The organism is Phenylobacterium sp., from assembly GCF_036963605.1.
GTDB lineage: Bacteria > Pseudomonadota > Alphaproteobacteria > Caulobacterales > Caulobacteraceae > Phenylobacterium.
This window is the reverse complement of sequence record NZ_JBALUY010000093.1, coordinates 1-11,342: the sequence shown is the minus strand read 5'-3', so window position 1 is coordinate 11,342 and position 11,342 is coordinate 1. Positions and strand designations below refer to the sequence as shown.

Below are 11,342 nucleotides of genomic sequence, written 5' to 3'. Positions count from 1 at the left end.
GCGAATAACGTTGCGCTCGCGAACGGCCCAACCCTGTCTCCTCGTCGTCTGTCGTCTGTCGTCTGTCGTCTACCGGCTGTTCGGTTGCCGCCGACCGCGCCTCGGCCCAGGCCAGTCTGTTTGGCGGCGATCAGGCCGGCGTGGGCCGCCCGCGCATGCCGCGGGCCGACATGTGGACGCCGGTCGAGCGCCTGGACGAGGAGTTGTCGGCTGTCGGCTTCTATCTCTCCGGCCACCCGTTGGAAGACATGGTGCCGGCCCTGCGGCGGCGACGCACCGAGCTGCTGACCGACGTCATCGTCCGGGCCGAGGCCGGCGCCGAGGTGTTCCGCATGGCCGGGGTTGTGCGGCGCAAGCAGGAGCGGGCCTCCCAGTCCAGCGGCGAGAAGTTCGCCTTCGTCACCCTGTCCGATCCTACGGGTGAGTACGAGGTGCTGTTCCCCCCTGAATCCCTGCGCCGCTGCCGCGATGTGCTTGAGCCGGGCCGCGCGGTCTCCATCAAGGTCCGGGCCAAGGCCAGGGACGGGGAGGTGCGGTTCTTTGGCGATGACGCCGAGCCGGTGGAAAAGGCGATCGAGAACGCCGTCGCCGGCCTGCGGGTCCACCTGGCGCCCCGCAGCGCCGAGATCGACGCCCTGAAGCGCCGGCTGGAAAGCGCGGCCAACAGCCGGGGCGGGGAGATCATCCTGACGGCGCCGGTGGAGGGCGGCCGCGAGGTGGAGCTGAAGCTGCCTGGCCGCTTCACCCTGGACGGCTCAGTCCGCGGCGCCCTGAAGACCTCGCCAGGCGTCCTCTATGTGGAGGACATCTGAACCCGCCTGCTCGAAGAGATTTGGCCAAGCTGCGCATCAGGCTTGCTTTTTCCGGCGTCTGAGCCTATCTCGCGGCCCATCACACACGCAGGCGTTCGGCGACCGACGGGGAGACATCCCAGAGGTTTCCGTTCCGGGCTCCCAAAAGGGGTTTTGGCTTGCGGAGGCATACCGGAAAAAGGAGCCATTCAATGGCGCTGCCCGACTTCACCATGCGTCAGCTTTTGGAAGCTGGCGCCCACTTCGGTCACCAGACCCACCGCTGGAACCCGAAGATGGAGCGCTACATCTTCGGCGCTCGCTCGAACATCCACATCATCGACCTGTCGCAGACCATTCCTCTGCTGCACCAGGCCCTGGTCAAGGCCCGCGACGTGGCCGCCGGCGGCGGTCGCATTCTGTTCGTGGGCACCAAGCGCCAGGCGTCCGATCCTGTGGCGACGGCGGCCAAGCGCTGCGCCCAATACTATGTGAACCACCGCTGGCTGGGCGGCACGCTCACCAATTGGCGCACCGTGTCGGGCTCGATCGCTCGCCTGCGCGAGCTGGAAGGCCTGCTGGAAGGCGAAGGCGTCGGCCGCGGCAAGAAGGAGCTGCTGCAGCTCACCCGTGAGCGCGACAAGCTCGAACTGTCCTTGGGCGGCATCAAGGACATGGGCGGCATCCCCGACCTGATGTTCGTGATCGACACCAACAAGGAAGCGATCGCCATCCAGGAAGCCCGAAAGCTCAATATTCCGGTGATCTCGATCCTGGACACCAACTGCGATCCGGCCGGCATCACCTATCCGATCCCGGGCAATGACGACGCCGCCCGCGCGCTGCAGCTCTATTGCGACCTGATGGCCGACGCCATCCTCGACGGCCTCACCGCCGGCCAGGTCGCTTCGGGCGTGGACCTCGGCGCCTCGGAAACGCCGATGGAGCCGGTCCTGGCCCAGACGGCCGCCGCCGAAGCCCCGGCTGCGCCGGCTGACGCCGCTGCTCCGGCCGAAGGCGAGACCGCCGCTCAATCGTGATCCGCCACGCTCCGGTCACCGGGGCGCGGACGTTGCGATATCAAACTGTGACGGCTGGGCTCCATATGTGGCCCAGCCGTTGATTCTAACCGAAGGAGCCGACCCATGGCGGAAATCACCGCTGCGCTGGTCAAGGAACTGCGCGAGAAGTCCGGCGCAGGCATGATGGACTGCAAGAAGGCCTTGCAGGAAAACGGCGGCGACGTCGATGCGGCCATGGACTGGCTGCGCACCAAGGGCCTGTCCAAGGCCGCCAAGAAGTCCGACCGCGCCGCTGCCGAGGGCCTCGTGGCCGCGGCCGTGCGCAAGGACGGCGCCGGCATGACCGGCGTGCTGGTCGAGCTGAACGCCGAGACCGATTTCGTCGCCCGCAACGAGCTGTTCCAGGGCGCGGCCAAGGACGTCGCCCAGGTGGCCCTGGACGTCGAAGGCGTCGAGGCGATCTCCGCGGCCAAGACGGCCAAGGGCGAGGTGGTCTCCGACGTGATCACCAACCTGATCGCGACCATCGGCGAGAACATGATGCTGCGTCGCGCCGCCCGCATGAGCGTGCCGGCCGGCGCCGTGGCGAGCTACGTCCACGCCGCCGCCGCCCCGGATCTCGGCCGCATCGGCGTGCTGGTGGCCCTGGAAGGCGCCGGCGATCAGGCCAAGCTGCAAGAGGTGGGTCGCAAGATCGCCATGCACGTGGCGGCCACCAACCCGCTGTCGCTGTCCACCGACGACCTCGATCCCGAGGCCGTCGAGCGCGAAAAGGCGATCTTCACCGAGCAGGCGCTCGCCTCGGGCAAGCCCGCCGGCGTGGTCGAGAAGATGGTCGAGGGCCGCATTCGGAAGTTCTACGAAGAAGTCGTCCTGCTGAAGCAGGCCTTTGTCATGAACCCCGACCAGACCATCGAGCAGCTGATCGCAGAGCTTGCCAAGGAAACGGGCGCGCCCGTGACCATGAAGGGCTTTGTGCGCTTCGGTCTGGGTGAGGGCGTCGAGAAGAAGGTCGACGACTTCGCCGCGGAGGTGGCCCAACTGAGCGGTCAGGCGTAGAACCTCACGCAACCACGACGTGGGGGGCGCGGGCGCGTTCGACGCGCGCCGCGCCCTTGCGTTATCTTGCCTGAGTCAGATTCGGAAAGCCGCGCCGATGCCAGAGACCCTTCCCACCCTTCGTTACAAGCGGATCCTGCTCAAGGTGTCGGGCGAGGTCCTGATGGGAGAGCAGGGCTTCGGCATCGACCCCAACACCCTCGAGGCCGTGGCGGAGGATATCGCCGAGGTCGTCAGCCACGGGGTCGAACTCTGCCTGGTGATCGGCGGCGGCAACATTTTCCGCGGCGTCTCCCTGGCGGGCAAGGGGATGGAGCGCTCCAGCGCCGACTATATGGGCATGCTGGCCACGGTGATGAACGCCCTGGCCCTGCAGGGCGCCCTGGAAAAGGTCGGGGTCTTCACCCGCGTCCAGTCGGCCATCCCCATGGACGCCGTCTGCGAGCCCTACATCCGCCGTCGCGCCATGCGGCACCTGGAGAAGGGCCGGGTGGTGATCTTCGCCGCCGGCCTCGGCGCGCCGTTCTTCACCACGGACACCCCGGCCGCGCTGCGCTCGGCCGAAATGGGCTGCGAGGCCCTGTTCAAGGGCACCAGCGTCGATGGGGTCTATACGGCCGACCCCAAGAAGGCGCCGGACGCCGTCCGCTACGAAACGCTCAGCTATCACGATGTGCTGGCCCAGGACCTGCGGGTCATGGACGCTTCGGCCATCGCCCTGATGCGCGACAACCAGATCCCGATCGTGGTGTTTTCGATCCGCGAGCGGGGCAATTTCCTAAAGGTGCTGAAGGGGCAGGGCGTCTTTACGACGATCGCCTGACCCTCGCGCGCCCCACGTTCAGACCACGATTGGAGGACCCCCATGGCCGCCGCAGAGAAGCCGGTTCTTGCGAGTTACAAAGATCGCATGGACAAGGCCGTCATCGCGCTGAAGGAAGAGTTCGCCTCCCTGCGCACGGGTCGGGCCTCCGCCGGGCTCCTCGACCAGGTTATGGTCGACGCCTATGGCTCCACCGTGCCAATCAGCCAGGTGGCCGCCGTCAGCGTGCCGGAACCGCGGATGCTGACCGTCAACGTCTGGGACAAGGGCGTCGCCGTCTCGGTGGAGAAGGCGATCCGCAATTCCGGCCTCGGGCTCAATCCTGTGGTCGATGGCCAGACCCTGCGCATCCCGATTCCGCCGCTGACCGAAGAGCGCCGCAAGGATCTGGTGAAGGTCGCCGGCAAATATGCCGAACAGCAGAAGGTGGCCGTGCGCAACATCCGTCGCGACGCCAATGACGACCTGAAGCGCGCGGAAAAGGACGGCGTCATCAGCCAGGATGAGCAGAAACGCATGGAGGGCGAGGTCCAGAAGTTCACCGATGAGGCGGTGAAGCGGGTGGACGAAGCCTTGAAAGTCAAAGAACAAGAGATCATGCAGGTCTGATCGTCGGTCTGTCGGCAAAGGACGCACGAGGAACCCCATGGCCCGCAGCCCCGAGCCGAACGCCGCCGCGCCGGCCGCCGAACCTTCGGCGGGCGAAGGACTGCATGTGGCCCTGGTCATGGACGGCAACGGCCGCTGGGCCAAGCGCCGGGGCCTGCCGCGCAGCCTGGGCCACCGGGCTGGCGTGGAGGCCCTGAAGCGGACGGTGGCCGCCGCGCCAGAGCTCAATATCCGCCACCTGACGGTTTTCGGCTTCTCCACGGAAAACTGGAGCCGGCCGGCCACCGAGGTGGCTGAGCTGATGGCCCTGCCGCGCCGCTATTTCGAAAGCGATCTCGGGCGGCTGGAGCGGGAAGGTGTCCGGGTCCGCGTGATCGGTCGCCGCCAGGGGCTGAACGCCGACCTGATCGAGATCATCGAGGAGGCTGAGCGGCGCACGGCCGACAATGACAGCTTCTTCCTGCAGGTGGCCTTCAACTACGGCGGCCAGGCCGACCTGACCGACGGCGCCCGGCGCTTCGCCGAGGATGTGGCGGCCGGCCGGATCGCGCCGGCGGATCTGACCGAGGCGCGGTTCGCCGCCTACCTCTCCACCTCGGCCGCCCCGCCGCCGGATCTGATCGTGCGGCCGTCCGGCGAGCAGCGGCTGTCCAACTTCCTGCTGTGGGAGGCGGCCTATTCCGAGCTCGTCTTCCAGGACGTGCTGTGGCCCGACTACGGGCCGGAGCACCTCAAGGCCGCCATCGCCGAGTATCGCACCCGCGACCGGCGCTATGGCGGCGCCGTGGCCGATGACGCCCTTGCCGCCGGCTAAACAGTTCGACTGGTCCAATCTCGCGATCCGCGCCGCTTCAGCCCTTGTGCTGGTGCCGGCGACGGTGGCGGCGGTGTGGTTCGGGGCCTGGCCCTTCCTCCTGCTGATTTCGGTCGGCGTGGCGCTGCTGGCCATCGAGTGGGCGGGGATGACGGCGCCCAAGGCCCCGATCCGTGTGCTCAGCACGGTCCTGGTGGGCGTGCTCGCTGGGGTCTTTCTGATCTATCTGCGCTACGTGCCCCTGGCCTGGGCGGCCATGGCCCTGGGGGCGGCGGTGGCCGCCTTCGTCGCCCGGCGGGTGGCCGAGCGACCGGCAGACGCCGCCTTTGGCGTCGTCTATATCGGCGTCCCCTGCCTCGCCCTGGTCTGGCTCCGGGGCACGCCCGACGGCGCTCTCTGGGTGCTGGTGCTGTTCGCGGTCACCTGGGCGGCCGATATCGCCGCCTTCCTGGTGGGCAGCGTGCTGAAGGGGCCAAAGTTGTGGCCGCGGTTTTCCCCCAACAAGACCTGGTCCGGATTCATCGGCGGCCTGGCTGCGGCCACCTGCGCCGGCGCCCTCTGCTCCACCCTGTTCGGAGAGACCATGGGACCGGCGACCGGGGCGGTGATCGGCCTTACCGGCGGCCTGGCCACCATGGGGGGCGATCTGTGGGAGTCCATGCTCAAGCGGCGTTTCGGCGTGAAGGACTCTGGCGACCTCATTCCCGGCCATGGCGGCCTCCTCGACCGGGTGGACGGCTTGATGTTTGCTGTCCTGGTGGTGGCCCTGGCCCGTCTTGCGGAGTTTTTCACATGAACGCCCCTGCCGGCCTGCCTCGCAAGGTGACCATCCTCGGCGCCACGGGCTCCGTGGGCATGTCGACCCTGGACCTTTTCGAACAAGCCGAGGTCGAGGTTGAGGTGGTCGGTCTAACCGGGGGGCGCAATGTGGGCCGCCTGGCTGAACAGGCCTTGAAGTGGCGCCCGGCGCTGGCGGTCATCGAGGACGAGCAGGGGCTCCCGGAACTGCGCGACCGGCTGAAGGGCTCGGGGATCGAAGCCGCGGCCGGCGCCGGCGCCATCGCCGATCTGGCGGCGGGCGACGCCCAGTGGGTGATGTCGGCCATCGTCGGGTTCGCAGGCCTCGCCCCGACCCTGGCGGCGGCCAGGTCGGGCGCCATTGTCGCCCTGGCCAACAAGGAGAGCCTGGTCTGCGGCGGGCCTGGCCTGCTGCGCACCGCCAGGCTGGCGGGCGGCGTGGTGATCCCGGTGGATTCGGAGCACTCGGCCATCTTCCAGGTGTTCGATTCCCGGGCCACGGCCCAGGTGTCGCGGGTGATCCTGACCTCGTCCGGCGGGCCCTTCCGCACCTGGACCAAGGCCCAGATGGCCCACGCCACCCCTGAACAGGCCGTCGCCCATCCAAATTTCAGTATGGGCGCCAAGATTTCGGTCGATTCCGCGTCCATGATGAACAAGGGGCTCGAAATCATCGAGGCCGCCTATCTGTTCGCCATGCCGCCGGAGCGCCTTGAGGTTTTGATCCACCACCAGCAGATCATCCATTCCATGGTGGAATATGCCGATGGCTCGACCCTGGCGCAGCTGGGGCCGCCGGACATGCGCGCGCCGATCGCCTGCGCCTTCGCCTGGCCTGACCGTCTGCCCTGGCCGGCGCCCAAGCTCGACCTGGTGGCGTCCGGACCGCTGACCTTTGAGGCGCCGGATCTTTCGCGCTTCCCGGCCCTCAGCCTGGCCAAGGCCGCGCTCAGCGCCGGCGGGGCCGCGCCCGGGGCGCTGAATGCGGCCAATGAGGTGGCCGTCGCCGCCTTCCTTGACCGAAAGATCGGCTTTCTCGATATTGCCGCCACCGTGTCGGAGACCCTCGAGCGCATGGAGCGCGATGGGGACCTGGTCGGGGGGGCGAACGGCGACGCACTTGAAACGGCCCGGGAAACGGATGCAGCGGCCCGGCGCATCGCCTCGGCCGTCACGGCTGCGTTTTCCAGCGCACGCTAGGCCCTTAGGAGCAGCCCCCACCAGATGTTTGGCTTCCTGCAGACCGCACTGACCTACATCATCCCGTTCCTGCTGGTCCTGACTGTGGTCGTCACGATCCACGAGCTTGGCCACTACTGGGCGGCCCGCGCCTGCCGCGTGGCCATCGACCAGTTTTCCATTGGGTTCGGCCGCAAGATCTTCGGCTGGCGCGACCGTCAGGGCGTCGAATGGCGGGTCGGCTGGATCCCGCTCGGGGGCTACGTCAAGTTCTCCGGCGACGAGAACGCCGCCAGCGTGCCCGACCACGAGAATCTGGAGGCCCTGCGGCAGAAGATCGAGACCGAACAGGGCAGGGGAGCGGCCGACCGCTACTTCCACTTCAAGCCGGTGTGGCAGCGGGCCTTCATCACCGCGGCCGGACCGATCGCCAATTTCGTCCTAGCCATCGTCCTCTTCACCTTCCTGCTGATGACAGTGGGCGAGACCGTCCTTCCGGCCCGCGTGGCTGGAGTGGAGGCGGGCAGCGCCGCCCAGCGCGCCGGCTTCATGGTCGACGACTTGGTCGTGGAGGCCAATGGCCAGGAGATCGACAACTTCTTCGACCTGCAGCAGATCATCGCCGTCCGGTCCCAGGCGCCGACCACCTTCGTCGTCGATCGCAGCGGCCAGATGGTGCGCCTCACGGCGACGCCTGAACGGCGCGTGGTGTCAGACCGCATGGGGGGCGAGCAGAAGATCGGTGTGCTCGGTATCGCAAGCCCGGCGGGAGCCGGTGATCGTACCGTCCGACGCTACGGGCCCATTGAGGCGGTCGTCGCCGGGACCGAGCGGACCTGGCGGGTGTTGAGCACGACGGTCTACTATCTGGGCCGGGTGGTCACGGGCCGCGAAAGCGCCGATCAGCTCGGCGGTCCTTTGAGAATCGCCCAGGCCTCGGGGCAGGTGGCGCAGTCGGGCGCCCAGGGCGCGCCGGATGTCGGCTCAATGCTGCTGGGCAGCGCCGTAGCGCTCCTGGGACTGACGGCGGTGCTTTCTGTGGGCATCGGTTTCATGAACCTGCTGCCGGTTCCGGTCCTGGATGGGGGCCACCTGGTCTTCTACGCCTATGAAGCTGTGGCCCGCCGCCCTCTTGCGGCCAAGGTTCAGGCGGCAGGATACCGGGTGGGCCTTGCGCTCCTGCTCGGTTTGATGTTGTTCGCCACCTGGAACGATCTGCAGCAACTGCGCGTGTTCAAATTTCTTGGCGGCCTGGTTTCCTAGGCCCGCCTTCCTCCCTTTACGGCTGATCAGATGCAAAGATCTCGCGCTCGTGGCGCTGCGTTCGCTTCCGGCTTCGCCCTGCTGCTGGCCTCGACCGCCCTGACCGTCCCGACGGCGGCGGTGGCTCAGGTCCAGTCGCAGGTGGTGCAGCGCATCGTCGTCCAAGGCAATGAGCGGATCGAGCAGGCGACGGTTCTGTCCTATCTGCCCATTCAGCCGGGCGACCGGGTGGACGCCGAACAGCTCGACCTGGCGCTGAAGGCCCTCTATCGCACTGACCTGTTCGCCGACGTGCGGATCAGCGCCGTGTCCGGCGAGATCGTCGTGGAGGTGGTCGAAAATCCGATCATCAACCGGGTGATCTTCGAAGGGAACAAGGGCCTCAAGGAAGACAAGCTGCGCGACGAGGTCACCCTCCGGCCCCGCAGCATCTTCACCCGCGCCCGGGTGCAGCAGGACGTCCAACGCATCGTCGAACTCTATCGCCGCTCGGGCCGGATCTCGGCGGACGTGGAGCCGAAGATCGTCGAACTTCCCCAGAAGCGGGTGGATGTGATCTTCGAGATCGACGAGGGCGCCAAGAGCGGTGTTCTGCGCACCAACTTCCTGGGCAATGTCGAATTCTCCGACAACGATCTCCGCGACGTCGTCGTGACCGAACAGAGCGCCTGGTACAAGCTGTTCAGCAGCAACGCCAACTACGATCCCGATCGTCTGGAGTACGACAAGGAGCAGTTGCGCGAGCACTACCGCAACCGCGGCTTCTATGATTTCCGCGTCGTCTCGGCGGTGGCCGAACTGGCGCCGGACAAGAATGGCTTCGTCATCACCTATACGATCGACGAGGGACCGGAATACCGGTTCGGCAAGGTCGAGGTGCAGACCGAGCTGGAGCGGCTGAACAAGGAGACCCTGGTCCAGATCCTGCCGATCCAGGAAGGCCAGATCTACCAGGACGAACGCATCGAGCAGGCCACCGACACGCTGACCTTCGCGGCCGGGGCCGCCGGTTTCGCCTTCGTCGATGTGCGGCCGCGCTATACGCCCAACCGCGAAACCCGCACGGTGGACGTGACCTTCGCCGTCGATGAGGGGCCACGGGTCTATGTCGATCGCATCGACATCATCGGCAATACGCGGACCCTGGACTATGTGGTCCGCCGCGAAATGAACCTGGCCGAGGGCGACGCCTATAACCGGGTCCTGGTCGACCGCTCGCGCAATCAGATCCGCGCGCTGGGCTTCTTCGAGGACGTGGCGATCGAGGAGACGCCCGGCTCGGCGCCTGACCGCACCAATCTTCAGGTCCAGGTGACGGAACAGCCGACCGGCGAGCTGTCCTTCAGCGCCGGCTATTCCTCAGTGGACCAGCTGATCCTCGACCTGGGTGTCACCGAGCGGAACTTCCGCGGGCGCGGTCAGAACGTGCGCGCCCGGGTTTCGGTGGGCTCCCTGCGCCAGCAGGTGGACTTCTCGTTCACCGAGCCGCGCTTCCTGGGCCGCGACCTCGGGGCGGGCCTCGACCTCTATTCCTACCGCTATGACCTGACCGACTATTCGGCCTACCGTACCAACACCATCGGCGGCGGCGTCCGACTGGGCTTCCCCCTGACTCTGAATTCGCGGGCCTCCCTGCGCTACACCCTGCGTCGGGACGAGGTGGAAATCCCCGCCTCCTACTGCGATCCGAGCGCGCCGGTCGTCTCGATCTCGCTTTGCCAGCAGCGGGGCGCCTATACGACATCGCTGGTCGGCTATGGCGTGCGTCTCGACATGCGGAACGACCCGATCAACCCGACCCGCGGCTTCTATACGGCCCTCAATCAGGATCTGGCCGGGGTCGGCGGGGACGTGAACTATCTGAAGACCGAGGTCGAGGGCGGCTGGTACTATGGCTTCTCGCCGAGCTTCATCCTCAGCGCCACCGGCTCAGCTGGTTATGTGGACGGGTGGAGCGGCGATACGGTTCGGATCAACGACCGCTTCTATAAGGGCGGCAACAGCTTCCGCGGCTTCGAGACCGCCGGCATCGGCCCGCGGGACCTGAACGCCAGCCGGTCCGACGCCCTGGGCGGCAAGGCTTACGCCATCGGCAATGTGGAGCTCACCGTCCCGACCTTCCTGCCGGAGCAATACGGCGTGAAGGCCGCCCTGTTCTCCGACTTCGGCACCTTGGGCATGCTGGACGATGAGGATAAGCTGACGGTGGCTGGCGTCGTCGATCCGAATATCGTCGACGACATGTCCCTGCGCGCCTCGGCGGGCCTCAGCATTTTCTGGCGCTCCCCCATGGGCCCCATCCGCTTCGACTTCAGCCAAGTTTTGGCCAAAGAAGATTACGACAAGACGGAAACCTTCCGTTTCTCCACCTCAACGAGGTTCTGATTTCATGACCACCAAACCCCTTGCCGCCGGCTTCGCCGCCGCTGCGGCCCTCGCGCTTATGCTCTCGACGGGCGCCCAGGCCCAACAGGCTGCCGCGCCACAGGTCTCGCATGGCGCGGCCATCGCGGGGGTCTGCGTAATGTCCGTGGATGGCGCGATCGGCGCCTCCACCGTCGGCCAGTATGTCCAGACACGGCTGCAGCAGATCGCCACCCAGGTGGAAGCCGAGCTGAAGGCCGAGGAAACGGCCATCACCACGGAGGCCCAGACCCTCGAAACCCAGCGCGCCACCCTGGGCCAGGACGCGTTTGAAACCCGTCGCGCCGCCCTGCAGGTTCGGGTCAATTCCTTCCAGCGCAAGGCCGCCCAGCGCGAGCGTGAATTGGCTGTGACCCAGCAGAAGGCCCTGGCCCGCGTCGGCCAGGAGATGGAGCCGCTGATCCGCGACGTCTATCAGCAGCGCCAGTGCGCCATGCTCGTCAATCGCGACGCGCTCCTGCTGGCCAATCCGCAGATGGACATCACCCAGCCCCTGGTCACGGCCCTGAACGCCAAGATCACGCAGTTTGCTTTCGACCGCGAACGGCTGGACCAGCAGG

General features: G+C 67.1%; 10 protein-coding genes and 1 pseudogene. All 11 read left to right on the top strand.

What is annotated here, in order from left to right:
- Positions 1-17 precede the first annotated feature (17 nt).
- A pseudogene (locus V7702_RS14925) lies at positions 18-812 on the top strand (OB-fold nucleic acid binding domain-containing protein); the annotation flags it as partial.
- Between the two features lie 191 nt (positions 813-1,003).
- Positions 1,004-1,831, top strand: coding sequence for a 30S ribosomal protein S2 (gene rpsB / locus V7702_RS14920; protein WP_335650881.1), 828 nt, complete (start codon positions 1,004-1,006; stop codon positions 1,829-1,831).
- 105 nt (positions 1,832-1,936) lie between these two features.
- Positions 1,937-2,872 (top strand): translation elongation factor Ts, encoded by a 936-nt coding sequence (gene tsf, locus V7702_RS14915; protein WP_335650880.1) that lies wholly within the window; start codon positions 1,937-1,939, stop codon positions 2,870-2,872.
- Positions 2,873-2,969: 97 nt separating this feature from the next.
- A complete protein-coding gene (gene pyrH / locus V7702_RS14910) occupies positions 2,970-3,695 on the top strand; it encodes a UMP kinase (protein ID WP_304712953.1) in 726 nt (241 codons plus the stop codon).
- Positions 3,696-3,737: 42 nt separating this feature from the next.
- Positions 3,738-4,304: a ribosome recycling factor gene (gene frr / locus V7702_RS14905; RefSeq protein WP_335650879.1), complete on the top strand. Its 567-nt coding sequence runs from the start codon at positions 3,738-3,740 to the stop codon at positions 4,302-4,304.
- A 37-nt stretch (positions 4,305-4,341) separates the two neighbouring features.
- On the top strand, positions 4,342-5,118 hold the full coding sequence (uppS, locus tag V7702_RS14900; RefSeq protein ID WP_335650878.1) for a polyprenyl diphosphate synthase: 777 nt from the start codon (positions 4,342-4,344) through the stop codon (positions 5,116-5,118).
- Complete coding sequence (locus tag V7702_RS14895) at positions 5,096-5,914, top strand: phosphatidate cytidylyltransferase (RefSeq protein WP_335650877.1); 819 nt, start codon at positions 5,096-5,098, stop codon at positions 5,912-5,914. The genes uppS and V7702_RS14895 overlap by 23 nt, the downstream gene beginning before the upstream one ends.
- The gene (gene dxr, locus V7702_RS14890; protein WP_335650876.1) at positions 5,911-7,116 is read left to right on the top strand and encodes a 1-deoxy-D-xylulose-5-phosphate reductoisomerase; all 1,206 of its coding nucleotides are present in this window, start codon (positions 5,911-5,913) and stop codon (positions 7,114-7,116) included. Before V7702_RS14895 ends, dxr begins: the two co-directional genes overlap by 4 nt.
- A 24-nt stretch (positions 7,117-7,140) precedes the next feature.
- Entirely contained in the window at positions 7,141-8,358 is a 1,218-nt protein-coding gene (locus V7702_RS14885; RefSeq protein WP_335650875.1) for a M50 family metallopeptidase, read from the top strand.
- A 30-nt stretch (positions 8,359-8,388) separates the two neighbouring features.
- A complete protein-coding gene (bamA, locus tag V7702_RS14880; RefSeq protein ID WP_335650874.1) occupies positions 8,389-10,743 on the top strand; it encodes an outer membrane protein assembly factor BamA in 2,355 nt (784 codons plus the stop codon).
- Between the two features lie 4 nt (positions 10,744-10,747).
- Positions 10,748-11,342: OmpH family outer membrane protein (locus tag V7702_RS14875; protein WP_335650873.1), on the top strand; the 595-nt coding region annotated here is incomplete at its 3' end.

Coding starts and splice junctions, on each gene's coding strand:
- bamA (WP_335650874.1), top strand. CDS start 8,389: ATGCAAAGATCTCGCGCTCGTGGCGCTGCGTTCGCTTCCGGCTTCGCC.
- V7702_RS14885 (WP_335650875.1), top strand. CDS start 7,141: ATGTTTGGCTTCCTGCAGACCGCACTGACCTACATCATCCCGTTCCTG.
- uppS (WP_335650878.1), top strand. CDS start 4,342: ATGGCCCGCAGCCCCGAGCCGAACGCCGCCGCGCCGGCCGCCGAACCT.
- V7702_RS14895 (WP_335650877.1), top strand. CDS start 5,096: ATGACGCCCTTGCCGCCGGCTAAACAGTTCGACTGGTCCAATCTCGCG.
- tsf (WP_335650880.1), top strand. CDS start 1,937: ATGGCGGAAATCACCGCTGCGCTGGTCAAGGAACTGCGCGAGAAGTCC.
- rpsB (WP_335650881.1), top strand. CDS start 1,004: ATGGCGCTGCCCGACTTCACCATGCGTCAGCTTTTGGAAGCTGGCGCC.
- dxr (WP_335650876.1), top strand. CDS start 5,911: ATGAACGCCCCTGCCGGCCTGCCTCGCAAGGTGACCATCCTCGGCGCC.
- frr (WP_335650879.1), top strand. CDS start 3,738: ATGGCCGCCGCAGAGAAGCCGGTTCTTGCGAGTTACAAAGATCGCATG.
- pyrH (WP_304712953.1), top strand. CDS start 2,970: ATGCCAGAGACCCTTCCCACCCTTCGTTACAAGCGGATCCTGCTCAAG.